This window comes from Niallia sp. 03133, from assembly GCF_052663225.1.
On the sequence record NZ_JBQTCY010000010.1, the window covers coordinates 98,907 to 121,057 of the forward strand.

The window sequence follows — 22,151 nt, forward strand, 5'->3', positions numbered from 1 at the left end:
CACAATTTATTATCCACTCTTTTTTTAATCACAAATTAACAACAAGGTAAATATGGAACCTGCTGTCGACTAAAATAAATGGTATACTACTAGTAATTATACTACAAAGAGAGTGATATAAATGATTAGAACAATTCAAGAACCAGATTTACCTGAAATTTTGGAAATATACAATGATGCCATTCTTAACACAACTGCAATATATGATTACACTCCGCATACATTAGAAGATAGAAAAAAATGGTATAAGCAAAAAAGGGAGGCAGGTTTTCCTATTCTGGTGATGGAAGAAGATAACAAAGTCGTAGGTTTTGCCACCTATGGCACATTTAGACCATGGCCTGCTTTTAAATATTCGATTGAACATTCTGTTTATGTACATAAAGATGCCCGAAAAAAAGGAATTGGAACGATTTTATTAAAAGAACTAATCTCTATTGCTGAAAAAGAGGGCTATAAAACAATTGTCGCCGGCATTGATGCAGATAATGAAAAAAGCATTATCGTCCATAAAAAATTGGGCTTTTATCATTCGGGAACCATTCATAATGCAGGATATAAATTCGGTAAATGGCTAAATCTAGCATTTTATCAATTAGATCTTAAGGGACCTGACAATCCTGTAGAAAAATAATTACTTCTTTTAAGCAGTGGTGAAATGGCAAAAACAATTCACACAGGAGGGCACCATGATTGAAGCAATAGGCGTTGTATATTTTAACCATAAAATATACAACACTTCTGCATATGCAAAACAATTAGAAGCAAAAATAAAAAAGACAAAAAATAAATATAAGGATGCTTTTAAAGTGGTTTCTATTTCCGATCCCTTTCAAGAGTCAGATGGGATATTTGTGAGAGTTTCCTGTTCTTATCAAATTTATATGACAGAAAATTTTCACTGCAAAAGTATAGATGATTATACTGGACAAGTATTTCCAACTTTAAGAGAAAGACTTCCTTATAATATCATTGCAACAAAAATTCACAGTTTAACAAAAGTTTACGATTCGAATGCCAAACGAGTAAGAAAAATATAAGGTCACTTTTAGAAAGGCTCCCCTAAAAAGTGCGATGTTCTTGTGAGTAGTCCGCAGCCGGCATACTCTTCGCTTTCCAGGGGGCGGGCGCCAAGCCTTTTCGGAGCATGGATCCTGTGGGGTCTCGGCTGTCCCGCTAATCCCATAGAAGTCTTCGTGGATGCCGGCTGCTCTGCGCTAAAAAAAAGGGATACTTCTTCTTTTCATGGGCAATGATGCGAATTTGGTTGCATGGGTGTCTACCCTGAAAATAAGTATTGTTTAAACATGAATGTAAATAGGTTTTCCGAAGCTTATCGCTCGCTTTCCGCGGAGCGATAAGCTTCGGAAAACCAAAATGATTATTCAAAAATCAACAACAATGAAACTTAACAGAGCCTTTAGAAAAAGTATCTAAATAATAGAACATGTTAATGACATAAAAATTCCAAAATCCCCATTTTCTCTATACATTAATGAGAAGGAGAAAAAAATGAACACTTCTATATTCCCTATCGTTTTAGTGATAATATTCTTCCTGCTTCTTACTCTAATGTTCAGTAAAATATCCAAGAAAATTTCTTTGTCCTATATTCGGGAAATATTGGCAGTTATATCTATAGCTGGAATCCTATATAAATCATATTTTGCACGATAATTAGGAGGGGATAAATCTTGAAGTTCCAAGAAAAGAAGAAAAAAGAGCGATCAAAAAAACGGAGATGGGAATGGTTGGATTTAGGTATTGACTTATTTGAACTCTTCTACTATTTTGCACGATTTCTTATACGTTCAATCGCAAAATTCATTAATTAATGAATAAACGTTCCATACTTATGCTTCCTATCTTCTGAAAAAACGAATGAGAAAATTAAAATTTACTCATCCGCTTTTTAGCATTATCTCTTATAACCTTGAGTTTAGCAGTTTGCCGGCCCATGTATATGCCATGTGTCCACCGTCAATGGTGATATATTCTCCTGTTACATAGGAGCTGTCTTCAGATGCTAGGAATAGAACCACTGAAGCTATTTCCTCTGGGTTTCCTAATCTTCCCATCGGATCTACCCATTCATATGCCTGCCGGAATTTTTTACCTGCTTCTTCCCCCATTATATCATTTAATAATGGTGTTTCAATTGTTCCTGGCGCAATGCAGTTTACACGAATACCATCTCTTGCATAGTCAATCGCCATTGCCCTAGTAAGGTTTGTTATGCCGCCTTTTGCTGCGTTATATCCAGAACGGTCAAGATCTGCTGCCAATCCTGAAACAGACGAATTATTAATAATGGATCCGCCTTTATTCAACATGAGTGGAATCAAAAATTTGCTTACTAAAAAGGTTCCTCTTAAATCAACAGACATTAACTTATCCCATAATTCAATTGGATATTCATGGAGCTTTCCGCCTTCTGTGTCTGTACCAGCGTTATTAAAAAGAATATCAATATAACCATATTCCTCTTTTATTTGGTTAGCAAACTCCACCACTTTATGTTCATCGGATACATCTACAAAATATGCTTTTGCATCACCACCAGATGATTGAATATCCTTTACAACATCTCTCATCTTTTCCTCTTTAATATCGGCACAAAGAACTGTTGCTCCTTCTTTGCTAAATAGTTCAGCGGTCGCTTTTCCTATTCCAGAGCTTGCTCCTGTAATAACAGCAACTTTTGATTTTAATCTGTTCAAATAAATCTCCTCCCGCGATAAAATGAATTAATGCAAGATATTCTATATCTACGAGGGGAATGCCTCCCTTGTGAAATTTACTGTGCTTATCTTCTTCTTTGTCCTACATGAAGAAACACCATTTCTTTCTCAGCTGCTTTTAAAGATTGCACATACAAATATCCTGCAAATAAGAAAAAACAAGGTTATGACAATCATAACTGCTTCTTTTTTCTTATTCGCATTATTTACCCCATTATCCAACAGATAAACCCAATTCTCTTTATCTATTATACTTGTAATAACTACTCAGCCAAGGAACTTCTGTTAATTCATCTGTTCTCGTGATGAAACTAACAACCTGATTAAAAAGACTAGGTTTGCACATCCGATGATAGTTTAATCCAATGCAGCCTTCAGCTGCAAGCTTATGGTTTATTTTCGTTGTTGTTTTTGTTTGTTCCCAATTCATCATCTTATAACCAATAATAACTGCAAGAATTATTATAGGGAAAAAGAAAAAACCATATTTTTTCATCCTATTTTCTTATCCTCAACGACATCTTTTAAAGGATTGACTTGAAACTCAATATAGCGTGCCTGCTGCAAAACTTCTATAGACTCTTTAGATAAAAGCCCTAAATTTTCAAGATCATTGATCGTGGTTTTCCCTACTGGTTTCCGTCTATTTAAAGACCCAAACCTCTTTTTATTATATAATCTCCAAAAGAATAATGAGATTAAAAAGAAAAAGAAAATTAGAATAGAGATATAAACAAAACTTCTTATCTCACTATTTACCGTTTTAAATGCAATTTTTAATACTCCACTATAGCGATCATTCACTCCTATTAGAGCGGAAGTAAAGAACCACACAACAAACAAACTATACACCCAAAAAAAGGCAGTGAAAAATAAACTAATAATAAAGCGTACAAAAGGCTGTTTATCGGAGATAATTATTTGCTGTTTTTCGTCAAACCTCGATCTGGACTGCTCCATGTCGCATAGCCTCCTTTCAATCGTGATCTTACTGCTTTGGGAAAAGCCCTAATGACCACAAGCGTATTGACAATCCAATAAATTACAGGATACCATGCAGCCCAAAGATAATATCGTTTTACATGATCAAATTTGGAGTCAATTTTTAAGGCAATAAATAATTGAATTAAACTCATCATTACTAGTGTAAAGGATGTAAAGGTAAACCATATTAACATTTCTTGTGGTTCATCTGCTGCTAGAATGAGCAGTAAAGTAACGAACAACCAGGCGAAAGACCAAATAGTGCTAATCCACTGTTCGATATAAACAAGCCAAATTCGGCGTTGATTCCATTGAAATAATACACGCCAATGGCGAAGCATTACTTCTTGACCACCTTGTGCCCAACGAACTCGTTGTTTCCAAATACCTCTAAGTGTTTCAGGCACAAACATCCAGCATAATGCCCTAGGTTCGTATCGTATATCCCAAAAGCGCTGCTGTAATTTCCAACTAACAGCAATATCTTCGGTAATCATATCGCGATCCCACAGCCCAACATCTACTAGTGCTTTTTTTCGGAATGCTACCACTACACCAGATACGGTCATCACTTTTCCTATAATTCGCTGTGTACGTTTAATGGCACCAATAATAGACGAATACTCTATTAATTGCATTCGACTTAACAATGTATTCCGGTTTCTAATCCGAGGGTTTCCCGTCACAGCACCAAGGCGTTCTCCTTTATGAAGAAAGTGATATATCAAATAATATGGTGCATCGTCATCTAAGATGGCATCAGAATCTAAACATAATAAAAACTCTGCTTTCGCAGCATGGGCTCCTAAATGCAATGCATTCGCTTTTCCTCTGTTTTGAAATAATTGGATAATCCGAACATCCGAATAGCTTTTGCTTAATTTATGAAGAATGGCGGCAGTTCCATCCGTACTACCATCATTTATTAAAATAATTTCTTTCAATGGATAACTTAAACTCCGTAAATTCCTTAGCGTTTCTTCTATTGTATCCTCCTCATTGTAGCATGGTACTAAAAAAGTAATTAGTGGCCAATTCACTTTCGAAAAATCTATTTTTTGATCCCTGTCACGAAACCATATATAAATAATCGTTCCAGCAATCCAAAAAAGAGACATAATTAGCGGATACCAAAAAACAAAACTAGTAATTCCAGAGAGAGTTGGTGTGAAAACTTTCTCAAAGTCCATTTTTTTAATACTCCTTAAAAATAATACAAACAACTACAAGTCTATCACCAAAACTATTAAATAGGTATTTAAAAAATAAAATAAACTGGAACATATTAGAAAAAATTATGATTTAAATTCTCCTTCACCTTTCTGCCCGTTGGTTCAGTAACTTCAACAAAAAGAGTGTCAATCCTTCTTGGATCAACACCCCAATACTAAGTTAATTTTTAACATCTTACATATTTACGTTTGAAACCAAGCCTCCCTCTATCAATTTCTTTATGAATACTTTCGTAAGCATTTAGAAAACTGCTTTTTTTCTTGTCCCGTTTTACTTCTACTGTACCTACTTCCTTTGCGGTCTCGACTGCCTTTTCATGTAGCGGCAAATATGAAATCCCCACGGTGTATAGAAAATTATTCATAGCGGATTTCGTTCTTTCTGGCGAATCATGAATCGTATTTTTCACCATTTCAAGCATATTGGAAATCTTGCTTTCGGAAAATTCCTTGTCTAGGCGATTCCCTAAAAGCCAGCAGTAGCAACTCCAGCCCGCTGACATTCTCAGCTCGTCACCGCTTGCAATCCATTTATCAGCAACGTCTTGTGCAAAATCTGACTCTTATAAAGTTACTGCCACCACATAATCGGACAGCATATAAAAATACGCCCCATCCAACGATCAAAATCCGACTCACTCATAGCTTTTGGGTTTGCAATAATGCAAAGTACATTGCGTCGTAGTTACCTGTGGAATAAAGCTCTTCAAAGGTACTTAAAAAAACTAAAGGAAGCATAAAATTGCCAAAACGGCAATTTATGCTTCCTTTAACACTTGTTTTTTACCCGCTAAGCCAAGCGTCCGCGCTGTTGAAGTATGAATTTCGTGGATAAGCTCTGGGTTTTCCACTAGTGATATGCCATAAGAAGGAATCATTTCTTTTATTTTCGGTTCCCACTCTTTGATATGTTGTGGAAAGCATTTTTTTATTACATCAAGCATGACATGAACGGCAGTAGAAGCACCCGGAGATGCGCCGAGCAATGCAGCTATCGAGCCATCAGAGCTACTTACAACTTCCGTACCAAATTGAAGTGTTCCTTTACCGCCGGCCTCAGTATCTTTGATAACTTGCACACGTTGGCCAGCTACCACTATATCCCAATCCTCGCTTTTGGCGTTCGGGATAAACTCTCGTAAATCTTCCATGCGCTTTTCATTCGATAACATAACTTGCTGGATCAGGTATTTTGTCAATGACATCTCTTTTACGCCTGCCGCCAACATAGTGAAGACATTATTCGGTTTTACAGAACCTAACAAATCAAACATTGAACCTGTTTTTAAGAACTTGGGTGTGAAGCCGGCAAACGGTCCAAAGAGCAATGATTTTTTGTTGTCGATAAATCTTGTGTCAAGATGCGGAACAGACATTGGCGGAGCACCAACCTTAGCTTTACCGTATACTTTTGCATGATGCTGCTCTATAACATCCGGATTGTTACATACCATAAATAATCCGCTTACCGGGAATCCTCCAATATGCTTTGATTCAGGAATTCCGGATTTTTGTAGTAATGGCAGACTTCCGCCCCCACCTCCGATAAAGACGAATTTTGCAGTATGGCGTTCGACTTTACCGCTATCGAGATTACACACTTTCAATTCCCATGAGCCGTCGCTGATACGTTTCATATCATTAACACAATGTCTGTAGTTTATCTCGACGTTTTTACTCGTTAAGTGGTCAAACAACATGCGTGTTAAAGCACCAAAGTTGACATCCGTTCCAGAGTCGATTTTTGTTGCCGCTAGCGGTTCATTCGATGTACGGCCTTCTATAATAAGCGGAAGCCATTCCATCAGTTTTCCCGGATCATCGGAGAATTCCATCCCCTGAAACAGTGGATTGCTTGACAGTGCTTCAAAACGTTTTTTTAAAAATGCTACATTTTCTTCCCCTTGCACTAAACTCATATGAGGCAATGGCATGATAAAGTCCTGAGGATTACGTATCAAATTGCTGTTTACAAGATAAGACCAAAACTGCATGGAAACCTGAAACTGTTCATTAATTTTTATAGCTTTGCTAATATCTATGGATCCGTCCGGTTGTTCAGCGGTGTAGTTAAGCTCACATAGAGCAGAATGCCCTGTTCCCGCATTATTCCATTCGTTAGAGCTTTCCTCTCCTGCGTTTTCGAGCTTCTCAAACACTGTAATTTTCCAGTCAGGTACCAATTCTTTAAGCAGTGAACCCAAAGTCGCACTCATGACTCCGGCACCAATTAAAATAACGTCTGTTTTAATTTGTCTGTCGGTCATTTTTACCATCCTTATACTCTAAAATTTGCAGAAAGGATGCAGGCGCTCCTGCTTAGGCGTCACAACGAGCCAAGGCGCGACCTAGTCACACACCTTTTCTGTATCGATTATAAACTTATCATAGTCTATCACAATTTTTTAAAGTTTAAAATATCTACCACTATGCTTTTAAAGTGAGGAGTCCGTCCACAATGCCCTAGGAACATACAAAAATCAAGGCCATTACCCAGTTTCTTGCAAGAGTTAAGGATTTATTTGTTTTGCCCTTATCAGTGAACCGCCACTCATCTTAGCTGCTCTGTGCTGGTTTATTTAGACATGAAAAAGGTTTCCCTTTCTTTTGTAGATGTTTCAGAATAACGTCATATTCTCGAACTCAGGGGATATCCAGTTTTAGTTATTTACTAAACCTAAAATAAACCATTCAATTCATTTTATAAAATGGTTGGATATTTTGTCAGCATTACTCATGGAAAATCCCCTAGAACTTTTTAGTCCTAGAGGCTTAAAATCGACTCTATTCCACATGTTCTTTCAACATGCACTAAATTACCTTCAAACTAATTTTCGCTGTTGCTTATAATATGGTTCAGCGTTATGAATCTAACTGTTTTTTTCAATTTGGATTAGATCTTATTATTAATCAAAAGGTAATTCCAAGTGTATTCTGCCCAATTGGAAAATATTCACTTTATCTACCTATGGTCCCCCCTCATAATTGTAATTGCGCTAGCTTCTGCTTTGCTTCTTCATGGCTTTCGTCTTTTTCTATACAGGTTTGAAATGAGTTAATGGCTTTGTCTGTTTCATTGTTTTTTAGATATGCTGTTCCCAAATAATAGTGTACATCGGCATCCTTATTGTCAAATTTGATACTGTTTAGCAAACATTCTATTGCTTTATTCACATCACCACCAAACTTAGGAGGTGCATTCAAATAACGAATTCCCAGAACTTTATGAGCTACTGGAGAGTTTGGTGAAATGTAAAATGCATTGTCTAATTCCTTCTTCATTTTAGCATTTAATACCATCTTATTAAGTAAATTGGTGTCATCAATAGATGCTCCGTAACATGCTGCTAACCATGCATGTGCGTCCGCATTATTTCCATCTAAATGGATGACCTTTTCCCACAATTGAATGGCCGTTTTCATATCTTTATTTTTCATTTCTAACAAAGCGCTATCCATTAATTCTTTCACTTCCGTCCATTCATTGTCCGCTTTATCTGGTCGAGTCACGGTTATCCCTCTCCCTATTTGTAGCTTTATTTATTTCTTACCAATGATCGATCTATCTCCTTAATTGGGACTGTATCCCGATTTACTCCCTCCATTTCTGTCCGAGTCAACAAAATATTGGGATTAAAGTACTCTAATAAATGAATGCCGGGTTCTTCCTGTTTTTCAAAGAATAAATGGTATTCCTTAAACGGGACATCTTCATCATGATTAAAAATAAGGTCCATCGGCTGATTAAATAAATTGGTTACTTGCTGTTTATTTCGATAACCAAACGCGACAATTTTCCTTGATGATGAGATGTTTAATTGTCGCATTGCCGAACCTATCCCTTCCTCTTTTTGCATAATTTTCTTTAACAATGGATTGGGAACATTTTCGGGGACTAGTAAAGCGATATTATGGGATACGATAAAATTGGATCTAACTGTATGCAAATAAGATTCTCTTATATAATAGTTAGGTTTATAGGTTGAAATTTCTGTTGTACACATGTTTTGGTTCATCACTGTTGGGTAAATCGTATCACCTGTAATAATTTCTAAATTATCTGTCGTTCGATTTGTCGATACAAGTAAAAGGTTAAATATTATTTGATTTACATAATGGGAATCTTGAGGCATTAAACCTCACTCCTTTCCGTAATCATTGGCAGAAATTTTTGTAGCTTAGCTTGTTCGACTTTACCCGCAGCATTTAATGGTAATTGGTCGACAATGACAAAGTGAGCGGGTATCTTAAATTCAGCCAAATGGTTTCTACAATATTCATAAAGCTCTTGCATCCATTGATCGTCTTTTTGTTTTTTATCGGTAAGTTCGATATAGGCTACCGGAATTTGAAAATGATACGCATCCTTTAAACAAACTACTGTAGCATTGTGAATCTCTGGATGCTTCATGATTACTTTTTCTACATCTGATACATGAAATATATTGCCTGAGCGATTGATTGTATTGTTTTTTCTACCAATCAAATATATATAACCATCCCTATCCAAATACCCGATATCTCCTGTCCGAATATAGTCACCAACAAACGTCTCTTCATTCAATGCTTCATCTTCTATATAGCCTTCCATACTAAAAGGCGTTTTGACACATACCTCTCCTGTAGTATGAGCAGGTAATACTTCTCCCTTTTGATTAACAACCATAACCTTAGAAAAAAATAGCGGACGCCCTACGGAGCCTTGTTTGGTTTCCCATTCTTTATTACCTATCATGGATATTGCTCCGCATTCACTTGTTCCGTACAAATCAACAAAGGATACATGCGGTCCGAATGGGAGTACCTTGCGCTTTAACTTTTCTGAAATCGTCATCCCTGTAGAGATTATTTCTTTTACGGACGCTGGAAACAACGCATTTTGTTCTTCTAACCATTGAATTGTACGCAAAAGGTCATAAGAACCCAGGATGACATGGGATACGTTATATACGTCCATGGCCTGATATAATTTTTCAGGAATGACATGGGAGCTCAAGTATATTGTTTTTCCTTCTTGCAGCATATAGCATAAAGAACTAAAATGGGCCCGATAATAAATTGGCCTTGCGATCAAGTGTACAGATAATGTAGCTTCCTTTGCGTAGCTCATATCAAATTTACTTTTATCCATTGCAATTCCTTTTGGTTTTCCAGTACTTCCTGATGTAAAGAAGATAATGTGCTGCGAATCATGGCTTTGGCTTGTTATTGCTATATCCAACTCGATCGTATTTTTTTGTTGCAGCGATATTTGTTCTCTTTCTACAAATAAAACGTCTAGATTGGCGGTTGATTCCAGTATTTCATTAACCTTATTCCAATACTTGAGCTCTGTGATGATATATTGCGCACTGACCTTGTCACGGATCGATACTATCTCCGAACTGGTTAATTGACAATTGATGAAGACTAGTCTTACTCGTAGTTTTGATAGAGCTAATACTAGTTGCATAAACTTCGTACTATTATCCATTAAAATGATGACCGTATAGCTTTGGGCAACACCTTTTTGATAAAGTAAATGCGCCCATTGGGTTGACGACTGATGAAGCTCTTTGTAGGTAACTTGCTTTTGTTCGTCCATAATGGCCACTCTATCTGGAATCTGTTCGGAAAAGTACTGTACCGCTTTTTCTACTTGAAACATTGAATACACCCCATCTAAAAATTTTCATGCTCTATTATTAGAATGTAGAATGAATAATCCTTTCAAAGCTTCTCTATTAGTAATCTACAAAACGTAATCGGGCCAATGAAATTAATAAGAATACAAGCCCAAAGCCAAATAATACGAGCGCATTATCCATAACATCACTAAGCCCCATACCTCGTACTAATAGATCCTGATAACCTGTTAAAGCCCAAGCATGTGGAGTAAACATAGCAATTGTTTGCATAACATCAGGCATAATGAATAGAGGTACCATCGTTCCCCCTAGTGCTGCTAGTGTAAGTACAATCATCATCGAAAAACCGGTGACTTGTGCTTCCGTTTTCACAAGTGAAGCAATCAACATACCTAAACAAGAACTTGCCCAAGCAAGACATAAGGAAATGACAATTAAACCTATCAGGGAGTGACCTAATGACATTCCGAAGGCAAAATGACCAAACGCAAACATAATAATTGTCTGAAATACTCCAATGATATAATTTGGAACTAGTTTGCCTGCAAATAAGTTCCACCTACTAATTGGCGCTGACAATATTCGTCGGAATGTTCCTTCGCTTCTCTCATTTAAAAAGGACCTGCCGGCAAACATTACGATGAAGAAAGCAAACATAACAGTATAACCTGGCACACTTTGTTGAAAGGAGTCCGGAACTTCCCCTTGATTCGATTCTCCGATTGTAGGATCTACGATAATGGGCGGTTCACTTAAGGAGGAGGAAGCTTTTTCTTGTAAATCTTTTTTAATAGCTTTGTAATCTACCTTATTATCGATTGTTGGCGTTTCAGGTTTTGAAACAACTGGCGCACTAGCAGGGAGTGATTCAGTAAGCTCTTTAATCTGGTCGGTTAAATTATCAATCTCTTTCTTATAGGCTTGTTGCACCTCATCAAACCTTGCATCCACTGTCTTATTAATTCCAACAACTTGTTCATCGACCAGGTTTGAAATGGAATATTTGACTGCGAATGTCTGAGATACCCCTTCGATTGCCTTAATAAGCACAGAGCTTGTATTGTATTGAGCAGGATCTGCATAGCCCAATAATGTGGTTTTTTCATTCTTGATAACCTTGTCGCTGAACCCTTCAGGAATAGATATAACCATCGGGTATTTACCTTCTTTTACCAATTTGATCGTCGTTTCTTCGACAAGTTTCTTGCCATCGATCGTTGTTATGATATGTAATCCCTTTACCTTCGAAAGTACGTCGATAAATTGTTTCGACTCTTTACTATTATCGTGGTTGATTAGCGGAATGGTGATGGAATTATCCTCTCCTCCCGAGTATACTGGCATTAAGGCAAAACTCATCACGCTAATAAACATGATCGGGAGAAGAAATAAGACAACAATAGCGCCTTTATCCATAAGTAGTAATTTTAAATCCTTTTTGACTACCGGCATAAACCTCATAATTATCCCTCCTCTTCTACCTAATCTCTCAATTGTTTTCCCGTTAAATGTAAAAACAATGTTTCTAAAGTTGGTGCCATAATGTTAATCGAATCAACATGAATCTTGTTGTTATTTAATGTTTCTATGATTATACCGAGCGACAACTGCGTATCTTTGACAATGATGGACAGCTTTTCACCGCTTATACTTGTTTGAACAACACCATCGATAGGCTTTAGCACATCACTCGCTTCCTCTAATGCTTCTGTACTTAACATACTTAACTCGACAATCCCACCATGGATTTTTGCAATGAGTTCGTCAGGAGTCCCTTGGGTAATAATATTGCCCCTATCCATAATAGCGATGCGATCACAGAGTGCAGCAGCTTCTTCCATGTAATGTGTCGTGTAAACGATCGTAACTCCTAAATCTTTTAATATACGAATCAACTCATATATTTTATTTCTCGATTGAGGGTCTATGCCGACAGTAGGCTCATCCATAAATACTACCTGTGGATTATGTAATAATGCGGCTACAATATTAATTCTACGCTTCATACCACCTGAATAATTTTTTATCGGTTCTTTCGCTCTATCTTTTAAACCGACAATATCTAGTAGCCAATTGGTCTTATCTACTATTTCCTTCTTCTTTAAATTGTATAAAGAACCAAAAAAAATCAGGTTATCATAGGCATTTAATGATTGATACAAAGCAATGTCCTGCGGAACGATCCCAACTAGTGATTTTACCTTTGCTGACTCCTTATTTGTGTCGAACTCATTTACTGTGATATTTCCAGAAGAAGTTTCTACTTGTGCACTTAACATCGATATCGTTGTTGTTTTTCCTGCACCATTTGGACCTAACAAACCAAATATTTCACCTTTTTGTATCGTTAAACTAACTTGATCTACAACTGTATTTTCGCTAAAGGTCTTTTTTACGTTTACTGCCTCAATTACATTCATACGGCATATCCCTACTTAGGCTAGTTAATTTTTGATTGGCTAATTCATAATTCGGATCAAATTTTAATGCGGATTCCAACGCTTCGATGGCATGTTTCTTATCATCTATTTCTAAATACGCAAGTCCGATCGCATAATATAACTCTGCATCCTCGGCGCCTTGGTTCACGCAATAGTTTAATTCGGAAATAGCTTTATTCGGATTGCCCCCAAATTCCTGTGGTGTATAGAGAAGACGGAAGCCGTTGACCCTTCTCGTAAGTGGAGAATCTGGACATAAGTTTTGCGCAATCGCTACCTCTTTCTCTAAATAGGGGAAGTATTTCATTTTTTCCACCATACTTCCTTTTTCCATCAACCGACCGTATGTTGCAGCCAGCCAAGCATGTGCTTCTCCATTTTCCGGCTGTAATTCAACTACTTTTTCAAATGTATTTTTTGCTTTTGTATAGTCATTCTCTTTTAAGGAAACGAGACCTGTATATAGCAGTGCCTGCACATTTTCACTCATCCTTTACACCTCAACTCACAAAATTTTCAAATCTATTATGCTTCAAAAAACACTCGATTTGCTTTTCCAAACGTTCTTGGAATTCTAGCCTTTACAACGACAGCGAAATTGATCGGAAATACTTTTTTCATTTTCATTAAAACTTTACGGGATAGCTCTTCCTCGGAACATTCGGCACTCAACGACTCTATTTCTAACGTAATAGAGTTGGTATGATGAACAAGGATGTGATACCAAAGTCCAACTTCTTTCACCCCAAGCAGAACATTCTCTATATAAAATGGAGAGAAGAGCTCATTCCCGATCATTATTTGGTTTTCTTGCCTTCCCATTAAATGGAGAATATCCATCTCACAACCGCATGAACAATTCGATACTTTCATAAAGCCTATATCCCCAGTACGATAGCGCAGCATTGGCATTCCTTCTCGGTTCAATGTTGTAACGACAATTTCCCCTAACATATTGTAGCCTAGATTTTCTTTGCCATCTGGATCAATAATCTCTACTTTGACATGTCCTTGTGTAACATGGTAGCCAGTATGTTCAGAGCATTCGACACCAATAACGCCACACTCGGTTGAACCATAAAAGAACGAAACTTCGCAGCCCCATAGCTCTTGTAATCGTTGCCGATAGGTAAAGGAACACCCTTCTCCAGTAATAATAATTCTTTTTAATTGAATATCCTTTTTAATATCGATGCCTAAATTCTCACTTTCTTCAGCGAGTAAGGCAGCATAAGACGGCGTTGTTGCCAGAATTGTAGCCTTAAACTCCTTCATCAAGGCAAGTGACTTATCGACAGGACCCATATAGCCCCCTTTTCCAATAGACAAAATCGTTGAGCCAAATGCAAATTGGTATAACCGTTGGAATCCTAACCCAGGTAGGGCAAATTCATAGGGTAGGGCTACAGCAATAACGTCATGCTCATCTTCTGGAAAAAGGTGTGGATATTTTGGATATAGCTCGTACAAGTATTGATCGTTAAGCGTGAAGCTCGTATAGATCGGTTCACCTGTTGTTCCCGATGTCACGTGAACTTGTCCAATTTCATTAGGTTCTACACATAACAACTTATTACGATCTCCTCTAATCATATCTTTCGTTAAAAAGGGAACCTTTGACAATTCATCAATGGTATGTATCACTGGTTCCATAAATCCGTGATCTTCTAACATTTGCCGATAAAACTCGTTTTTGTCCCAAACATGCTTTAACACCATGTTAACCATTTGAAGTTGGTAATCTTCAATCTCTGCTCGCATTAATCGATCGAATGTTTTTTCCTTAGCCTCCAGCTGATCATAATAGGCAACAAGCGGTTTTAAATATTGCTTATCCTCATCAATATTTAAGACAATTTTTCGTGGAAGATTATTTGCAGAAACTACCACCTTTCATCGCTCCCTCTAATTGGTATAGATTCCTTTATCCCCATGCTCTCATAAACTTCAAAAGCTTGCTCTGGTGTCAAATTATCATGAACAATTCCTGCTAAAGCACTGCACATTGCTTCTGGATTCGTATCTTCAAAAATATTACGCCCGATTGATATACCTTTTCCACCAGCAAGAAGTGAGTTATAAACAGCGTTGAATGTATCATATTTGTCTGCATTTTTATTACCGCCAGCGACTAGCACCGGAATGTGAAAGGCATTCACAACCTCTACCATACTGTCATAGCTTCCACTGTACTGAACCTTTACTAAATCAGCTCCCAATTCCCCTGCTACTCGAACGCCGTGTGCTATTTTTTTCGTTAACGATTTTTCATTTCCATTATTTGATTCGAAAACGTTCATCATGGCTAATACAGGAAGTCCCCATTGATAGGCTTCCTCACAGACCATGCCTAAGTCTTTTAGCATCATATCCTCATGAGAAATACCTAAATTAACATGCACAGAAATCCCGGTAATTCCAATTCTCAGTCCATGCTGAACAGAAGAAACCAATTGCTTTTTATTGACATCCATCGATAGGTTGGTAGAAGCGGAAAGATGAAGTAAATAATCAATCGTACAAGTGTCTGCTCCAGATTCTATCGCCCAATTTATCGTTCCTTTGTGCGCAACAATTCCTTGAAAATTCTGACGAGATGCCATTGAAATAAGCTCCGGCGTATGTGACAATTCACGAGTTGCTCCGATTGTCGTTCCGTGGTCCAGCGGGAAAAGTATCGTCCGTTTCGACTTTGGATGAAATAATCGATGAAGACGGAGAGATTTGTGAGACATTTTCCTTCACCTCTACTTGTTAAGTTTCGTTTTATTAGGAATTACTAGGACAATAACCAATCTATTTTCTAGCTGCGCTTTATTAACGTTCTGCAATGGATTCTGCAATTTTGATGCCTACGTGCCTGCCAGGTTCACATACGTAAGCTAATACCTCGTCCCCAACTCTAAATCTAGTAGAATTCTTTGGCTGACCATTTCCATCAAATATTCGAATATGCCAATCATCCTGAACAATGGTATTGATGCTGTAACCATCATATTCCGCTTCAATTAATAATAAAGGTCGCACTTCAATTTTTACCCTTCCCACATTTGCTGTTCTAACATTTCCATGAATATCAATAATCTGAACTTCACTTCCAACTTTTAAGTCCGTGATATACTCTGTCTTATCATTCGGACACCAAACATAACTATGAACGGCTCCTGCATTAACTCGAAACGGCCGTGTATTCATATAAGGGAGATAATGTGTCTCCGAGCAAACTAAGAGTCCGCCGCTCGAAGTAGACCCAACAATCATTGCTTCCTCTTTTGTAAGCAGTGTTGTCGTATCAATACATGCTCTTTTTCCTGGACCTAAGTGCTCGACATTGGTCACTTTTAATCGGACTACATCCAGCATGGAATGTTTATTTTCTTCGATGATCGTATTTATTCCCATAATCGTTTGGATTTGATCCGTACGTATTAGTAAACCGTCACAGCCCACTTCCATTACTTCCTTGGAAACCTTGGCATCATCCAATGTATGGACACTTTTAATAATTCTCGTCTGACTTTGCTGTAGCTGCGCAATAATTAATTCTAATGGGATATTTGTTTCATCCTTAAATTCGACGATGACGTAACCATTTTTTTTGCCTTCGATATGTGCTCTTTCCATTGATTGTTCATTATCTATGTACATATATAGACCTGTCTGCAGCCCCCTTTCTTTCGCTATGCTTAGGATTTGCTCATTCGGCGATATAATGACAATATCGTCTAAATGCTCTTCCCTTTCTAGTAGCTCATTCCACTCTGCCTCCACTTCTATGAAACATGCTATTTTTAAGCGGTCCGAATGATAAACTTCTTTTAATTGAAAAGCATTGTAAAGGATTCCGTCGAAATTACTAGATTGGTTGACAGTTAATATTATTTCATTTAAATTATCCAAATTATCTCGTGCATCAAACCAAATGAGTTTGTCCATGCTTTGTTCTCCTTCCTTATTACGCTTCAAGCCATACTCTTTTTGTTTTTCCTTTATTTCTTCTCACCTTGTCTACGATCTGAACATCACATGGGACATTTAGATGAAATTCGATTAAGGAACGAATATTTTCTGATAAGAGCTCGCGGTCTACTCCATTATCTTTTGGTTCAGCTTCAACAGTTAACTGATCATCTTTTACAATCAGTCGATACCAATTACCAATATTATCTACTTGCATAATAATATCCTCTATATAAAACGGGGAGTATTCTCCAGAAATTAACTTGATTTGATCACTTGTTCTTCCCCGTAAAAATAAACGTGGTATTTCGATTCCGCATCCACACTGCTGTTCATCAATAAATCCTAGATCACCAGTTCGGTAGCGAATAAGTGGCATTCCTTCTCGTAATAGCGTCGTTACGACAATTTCCCCTTGCTGACCCGGTTCTAATGGAAGACCTGTCTCCTGGTCCACAATTTCGATAAACAAATGACCATCCGCCAAATGAAAGCCATCTTGATATTCACACTCTATACCGATAAGCATGGATTCTAATGATCCATACAAAATAACACTAGGACTATTCCACAAATTTTCTATTCTCTTTCTAAAGTTATGAGATGTCCCTTCTCCAGTTAAAAAAATCTGTTGTATTTGGAAATCCTGTTGCACGTTAATATTCATTGCCTGTGCTGCTTCATATAGCTCAATGGCATAGGAAGGTGTCGTAACAAGCACCTCTGCATTCCAATCTTTCATGAATTGAATAGCTATTTCCGGATCGGAATAGGTCCCACCTTTACCAATCGGTAAAATCGTACAACCTAATAAATGTTGGAATTCATGATGAAACGTTAATGCAGAAGAACTCATTTCGTAGGGAAGAGCATTGGCCACAACTCTATCCTTTACTCTTCCCATCAACTTTGGATATTTTGGTGCCAAGTAATAGTTGTACAATTCATCGATCGTGTGGCCAATATAGGTTGGACTCCCTCCTGTTGTTCCGGTCGATTTACATATATGAGCAAGTTTTTTTTTCGTTAATATCTGTTGATAATTATCCCTTATATCTTTTTTTCTCATTAAGGGTATCGTGCGGTATGTATCTAAATCGATTGGTTGATCTGGGGAATATCCCGCATTTATTAATCTCTGCCTGTAAAAAGGATTCTCTTTGAATACGTATGCTAATAGTTGATTTATCGCAAAGGTATGGTAATCCTTCACCATATCTCGATCTAATGATTCAATCGATTCCTCATTATCATCTAGTAAACGAAACCACCGAATAATACTTTGTAAATGATGCTCGTTTCCTTCCTTTGTAATTGGCTCGCTTATTGATTTCATTGTTATTACAAAACCCCCGCTTCTGATTGTATGATTTGAAGAATATTGTTACTAAAAATGAATTCTTTCTTTTCATCGGAAATAGGCAGTCTATCAATCTTTATCCTTTCTACAACTGGATCAGAAAGTGGAAACTCGGAACCAAAAATAATTTTTTCGTGCCCGCATTTGTCGACGGCTTGTTCAACAGCAAGATAGTTTGATGAAGATGTTTCTAAGAAAACATTGTCCATTGTCGAAGCCAATTTAATTGCTTCAACATCGAGTGGACCGAATCCCATATGTCCAATAATAAATGTCGTATTTTTAAATTCCTCTGCTAACTTTCCGAGCGATCCGGTGCTAGCACTTGCATGAAAAAGTGTATGGGTGTAGAAAGGAATCTTTAGTTGACCACAGAGATCAGCCAATCCTTTCGATACTTTTCCTAATAAGGAAAATTGGTGGACCATTGGCGCCATTTTCAATCCAACAAACCCACTATTTTTTAGATCCGTAAGCTGCGCTAATGCATCATCGATTTTTTGGTTCGGATTAATCGTACAGAATCCATAAAATTTCTCCGGATATTGTTTCATGACATCTAATAAAAAGGCATTATTTGGTTCTACATTACCCACCTTTGCTTTACCAATTACATAATTCGTCATTTGCCTAACATCAAGCATTCCTCCTGGGAATAACACCGCCTTGTCAATGTTTGCTGCAACCATTGCATCCATCAATTTCTCAACACTGTTGTACGGTTCATGCGAGATATGAGCATGTCCATCAATAATCATCTTACTTCATCTCCTTTTCATTTATATAAAGTGAAGCTTTCCACAGAATGTGAATCACACAAACGTTGCCTCAGGAAGTGGCGACCTTCTTTTGTGCACCTACCTCGGACATTTATGGGCGGTTATCCTCCATCTAGCTTCCTCGATTTCTCATCATCTTAAGGTGGAGGTCTTACTGCCCGTTAAGGGTGGGATAAAAGACTCTTTGAGCCTTGGAAAATACTCTCGTAATCGTCCCTACATTAACCTCACAGTTGATCCCAGTTGACGTATACATGTGTTGCTTCACTCTCTCGGCCAATTCTGAATCTAGTGTATTGGGATCCATGTTTTCAATATGAATCGTTAGTTCTTCATCATCTAAGATAAACTGATACCAGAGTCCAACCTCATCAATCATGAGCAAAAAGTGCTCCAGCATAATTGGTGAATAGTCGATACCTTCAATCATAATATTCGTGCCTTTTCGTCCGCGCAAATGAATTTTTCGAAGCTGGGTCGTATTTTCTGGATCAGGCTCTTCCAAAAATCCAATATCTCCTGTTTTGTAACGAACAAAAGGCATTGCTTCCCGTAAAAGAGTAGTGATCACGATTTCGCCTGTTTCCCCCGTATTTAACGGTTTTCCAGTATTCTCATCGACGACTTCAATTTTTACATTACCTTCTAAAATATAATAACCTGCTTCATTATTGTGCTGAATGCCTACTAGTCCACATTCAGTTGAACCGTATATTTGTTGGATCTCACAGTTCCAAATGATTTGCAGACGCTTTGTAAACTGCGGTGAGCACCCCTCACCAGTTAGCATTAATTTTTTAATTTTTATATCTTTTCCATTCTCTAAACCTTGCTTCTCTATTTCTTCTGCCAGTAATGCGGCATACGAAGGGGTAGTGACGACAACAGTAACTTCAAAATCCTTAATTGCCTCAACCGATTTGTCCAGAGGAGCCATATACCCACCTTTTCCTAGGGATAAGACAGCAGCACCAAAGATGAATTGGTATAACCGATGAAATCCTAAAGCTGGCTGCGCCAGTTCATATGGCAAAGCTATTCCGACAACATCTGCTGAGCTATCCCCCTTAAACAAATAAGGGTAGGAAGGAATTGCATCATGATAGTATTGATCAGACAGTGTATGAGCGGTGTAAATTGGTTTTCCAGTAGTACCTGACGTTAAATGAAATTGGGTGATTTTTATCGGATCAACAGAAAGAAGTATTTCTTTGTTGCCTCTAAGGTAATCCTTTTCTAACAGTGGAACCTTTTCCAGCTCACTTAGGCTAGATAAATATGGTTCTAAAAAGCCAGCCTCTACTAATTTATCTTTATAAAATGGAGTGTTGTCCCACACGTGTCTTAAGGTTAAGTTGATTGCGAATAAATGATATTTTTCTTTTTCTTCATCGCTGATATTCTCAATTGTCTTCCCTTGTTCAAGGTACATTTTGTGAAATGCTACTAATTCTGAAATATGCGTGCTTTCCCATTGATCAAAAAACATGCTGGGCACGATTGTGCTAACAGAATTATTCATTGGTGGTCCTCCTTTTTTTTGAAATATATTGTGGTTTTTTACTAATCGTTTCATCAAGTAAAGTGGATCGATCTAACAGTTCATTTGCTCTAGTAATTATAAGGTTGATCGACACGTTTAACTTGTCAGCCAGATGTGACTTTATCGTTTGCTCGTTTACGGCTTCATTAAACTCCATTACCGCATCAACCCCGTTATTTACAATGTCAAACCGCCATGCGACTGGTACCGTTGGTAGCGTATAAACAGCTTCTTGAAAGTCATAGGCATCAAGCAATTGCTGATTGATCCATTGACGTTCACTGATTCGCCCGTAATGCCTTAATTCTATTTCATGAGATCCACACGGACACTCACCTTTATGTAGAGAAACAATATCTTCATTAACATAACGGAGTAAGGGAAACGCCTGATTAGCTAAAGTCGTAATGACAGCCATCCCTTTTTCCCCATATTCAACCGGATGCTTTAACTGATCTCCGTACACTTCAATGAAGTAATCCTGTTCAGAGAAATGAAGACTGCCGTGACTGCACATGGAAGCAATATTCCCTGTTTCCGTCGAGCCAAATAAGTTATAAACCGGCTTGCCCCACAGCGATTCAATATGCGCCCTTCGACTAGGTGTTAACAGTTCACCCGCTACTAAAATGCCTCTCAGCCTCTTGAAATCATCGGCAATATTTATATGAGATAAGCGAGCTGTCTCTGCTAACAGCTCCATTTCTCTTGGAAGTCCTGCCAATACCGTACAGTCGAGATTCTTTAATAGCTTTACTATTTTGGGATATGTAGTAACTGAATTCCTGCTACTTGCCGGTACAATACCGGCGCCAACTTGATATGCGGCTTGTTGAATAAGAAAACCCGGTAAAAATAAGGCAAATGGAAACCGAATGAGAATAAGATCATCTTCCGTTAATTTAATCCCAGCTGAATTAATTTGTTCTCCACTCTTTTTCATATCCTCCTGCGTGAACCATGCAAAAGATGGGTGACCTGTCGTACCAGAAGATTCGTGATAATGACTAATTTCCTTCCGAGATACCGCTAATAACTCGAGCGGCGATGTATTTCTCAGCTCTTCTTTAAAGGTAAAGGGCATCTCCTGAAAATTCCTTTTGAAATCTATGTATTCAAGTAATTTACCGTGGTAAAAATTGGACCTTTTCAGCCTTGCAAGAAAAGTATCGAAAGTACTTTCAGGAAAGTAATTTTGGAGTGTACTTTTTTTAGAGCGCATATTAAAAAGTCTCCTTCCCATAAAGTTTTCTAATTTATTTATTCATAAAGTGAACCTTTCCATCGGTAGGGTTTTCTTCATCCCCACTGATGGAAAGCTTGAGTTCCACAGGATGTGGATCACACAAACGAAGACATAAGGACGTGGCGACCTTAGTTTGTGTACCTCTATCGGACCTTTACGGGCAAGTTTCAACACCTAGCTTCTTCGATTCCTCAGCATCCCCGAGGTGGGCCGTTAAGAGTGGGATAAAAAGAATTAC

21 protein-coding genes and 1 pseudogene are annotated in these 22,151 nt (G+C 37.7%); 3 read left to right on the plus strand and 19 right to left on the minus strand.

All coding sequences use genetic code 11. The annotated features are described in order from the left end of the window. Positions 1-121: 121 nt before the first annotated feature. The 3 genes from ACTYBU_RS15190 to ACTYBU_RS15200 all read left to right on the plus strand — a co-directional run bounded on the left by ACTYBU_RS15190 (position 122) and on the right by ACTYBU_RS15200 (position 1,835). A complete protein-coding gene (locus ACTYBU_RS15190) occupies positions 122-634 on the plus strand; it encodes a GNAT family N-acetyltransferase (RefSeq protein ID WP_445491030.1) in 513 nt (170 codons plus the stop codon). Between the two features lie 55 nt (positions 635-689). Next, positions 690-1,040, plus strand: a complete 351-nt coding sequence (locus ACTYBU_RS15195; protein WP_445491032.1) for a hypothetical protein — start codon at positions 690-692, stop codon at positions 1,038-1,040. A gap of 654 nt (positions 1,041-1,694) precedes the next feature. Next, positions 1,695-1,835 (plus strand): hypothetical protein, encoded by a 141-nt coding sequence (locus ACTYBU_RS15200; RefSeq protein ID WP_445491034.1) that lies wholly within the window; start codon positions 1,695-1,697, stop codon positions 1,833-1,835. 90 nt (positions 1,836-1,925) lie between these two features. Here ACTYBU_RS15200 and ACTYBU_RS15205 read toward each other — a convergent pair whose 3' ends face one another. From ACTYBU_RS15205 to ACTYBU_RS15295, 19 genes and pseudogenes are all read right to left on the minus strand, one after another. Then, a complete protein-coding gene (locus ACTYBU_RS15205; RefSeq protein ID WP_445491036.1) occupies positions 1,926-2,720 on the minus strand; it encodes an SDR family oxidoreductase in 795 nt (264 codons plus the stop codon). Positions 2,721-2,982: 262 nt separating this feature from the next. Then, positions 2,983-3,237, minus strand: a complete 255-nt coding sequence (locus ACTYBU_RS15210) for a hypothetical protein (RefSeq protein WP_445491038.1) — start codon at positions 3,235-3,237, stop codon at positions 2,983-2,985. After that, the gene (gene pgaD / locus ACTYBU_RS15215; protein WP_445491040.1) at positions 3,234-3,701 is read right to left on the minus strand and encodes a poly-beta-1,6-N-acetyl-D-glucosamine biosynthesis protein PgaD; all 468 of its coding nucleotides are present in this window, start codon (positions 3,699-3,701) and stop codon (positions 3,234-3,236) included. The genes ACTYBU_RS15210 and pgaD overlap by 4 nt, the downstream gene beginning before the upstream one ends. Then, on the minus strand, positions 3,659-4,915 hold the full coding sequence (pgaC, locus tag ACTYBU_RS15220) for a poly-beta-1,6-N-acetyl-D-glucosamine synthase (RefSeq protein ID WP_445491042.1): 1,257 nt from the start codon (positions 4,913-4,915) through the stop codon (positions 3,659-3,661). The genes pgaD and pgaC overlap by 43 nt, the downstream gene beginning before the upstream one ends. Before the next feature lie 209 nt (positions 4,916-5,124). After that, a pseudogene (locus ACTYBU_RS15225) lies at positions 5,125-5,695 on the minus strand (DNA alkylation repair protein). Between the two features lie 20 nt (positions 5,696-5,715). Further along, positions 5,716-7,224 (minus strand): malate:quinone oxidoreductase, encoded by a 1,509-nt coding sequence (locus ACTYBU_RS15230; protein ID WP_445491044.1) that lies wholly within the window; start codon positions 7,222-7,224, stop codon positions 5,716-5,718. Positions 7,225-7,936: 712 nt separating this feature from the next. Further along, a complete protein-coding gene (locus tag ACTYBU_RS15235; RefSeq protein WP_445491046.1) occupies positions 7,937-8,467 on the minus strand; it encodes a tetratricopeptide repeat protein in 531 nt (176 codons plus the stop codon). 26 nt (positions 8,468-8,493) lie between these two features. Further along, the gene (locus ACTYBU_RS15240; RefSeq protein ID WP_445491048.1) at positions 8,494-9,090 is read right to left on the minus strand and encodes a hypothetical protein; all 597 of its coding nucleotides are present in this window, start codon (positions 9,088-9,090) and stop codon (positions 8,494-8,496) included. Beyond that, positions 9,090-10,604, minus strand: a complete 1,515-nt coding sequence (locus tag ACTYBU_RS15245) for a class I adenylate-forming enzyme family protein (RefSeq protein WP_445491050.1) — start codon at positions 10,602-10,604, stop codon at positions 9,090-9,092. Before ACTYBU_RS15245 ends, ACTYBU_RS15240 begins: the two co-directional genes overlap by 1 nt. Positions 10,605-10,680: 76 nt before the next feature. Beyond that, positions 10,681-12,045 (minus strand): ABC transporter permease, encoded by a 1,365-nt coding sequence (locus ACTYBU_RS15250; RefSeq protein WP_445491052.1) that lies wholly within the window; start codon positions 12,043-12,045, stop codon positions 10,681-10,683. Positions 12,046-12,065: 20 nt separating this feature from the next. Next, positions 12,066-13,004, minus strand: coding sequence for an ABC transporter ATP-binding protein (locus ACTYBU_RS15255; RefSeq protein ID WP_445491053.1), 939 nt, complete (start codon positions 13,002-13,004; stop codon positions 12,066-12,068). After that, positions 12,991-13,515, minus strand: coding sequence for a tetratricopeptide repeat protein (locus ACTYBU_RS15260; RefSeq protein WP_445491054.1), 525 nt, complete (start codon positions 13,513-13,515; stop codon positions 12,991-12,993). Before ACTYBU_RS15260 ends, ACTYBU_RS15255 begins: the two co-directional genes overlap by 14 nt. Before the next feature lie 35 nt (positions 13,516-13,550). Further along, complete coding sequence (locus tag ACTYBU_RS15265) at positions 13,551-14,915, minus strand: phenylacetate--CoA ligase family protein (protein WP_445491056.1); 1,365 nt, start codon at positions 14,913-14,915, stop codon at positions 13,551-13,553. Next, on the minus strand, positions 14,909-15,760 hold the full coding sequence (locus ACTYBU_RS15270; protein ID WP_445491058.1) for a 2-amino-3,7-dideoxy-D-threo-hept-6-ulosonate synthase: 852 nt from the start codon (positions 15,758-15,760) through the stop codon (positions 14,909-14,911). Before ACTYBU_RS15270 ends, ACTYBU_RS15265 begins: the two co-directional genes overlap by 7 nt. Before the next feature lie 82 nt (positions 15,761-15,842). Continuing rightward, positions 15,843-16,961 (minus strand): 3-dehydroquinate synthase II, encoded by a 1,119-nt coding sequence (locus tag ACTYBU_RS15275; RefSeq protein WP_445491060.1) that lies wholly within the window; start codon positions 16,959-16,961, stop codon positions 15,843-15,845. Between the two features lie 19 nt (positions 16,962-16,980). Further along, entirely contained in the window at positions 16,981-18,321 is a 1,341-nt protein-coding gene (locus tag ACTYBU_RS15280; protein ID WP_445491062.1) for a phenylacetate--CoA ligase family protein, read from the minus strand. Positions 18,322-18,326: 5 nt separating this feature from the next. Further along, on the minus strand, positions 18,327-19,103 hold the full coding sequence (locus ACTYBU_RS15285) for an amidohydrolase family protein (protein ID WP_445491063.1): 777 nt from the start codon (positions 19,101-19,103) through the stop codon (positions 18,327-18,329). Between the two features lie 172 nt (positions 19,104-19,275). Next, positions 19,276-20,646 carry a phenylacetate--CoA ligase family protein gene (locus ACTYBU_RS15290; RefSeq protein ID WP_445491064.1) on the minus strand — a complete coding sequence of 457 codons (1,371 nt, stop codon included), beginning with the start codon at positions 20,644-20,646 and terminating at the stop codon, positions 19,276-19,278. Next, on the minus strand, positions 20,639-21,751 hold the full coding sequence (locus tag ACTYBU_RS15295) for a phenylacetate--CoA ligase family protein (protein ID WP_445491065.1): 1,113 nt from the start codon (positions 21,749-21,751) through the stop codon (positions 20,639-20,641). Before ACTYBU_RS15295 ends, ACTYBU_RS15290 begins: the two co-directional genes overlap by 8 nt. Positions 21,752-22,151: the final 400 nt, after the last annotated feature.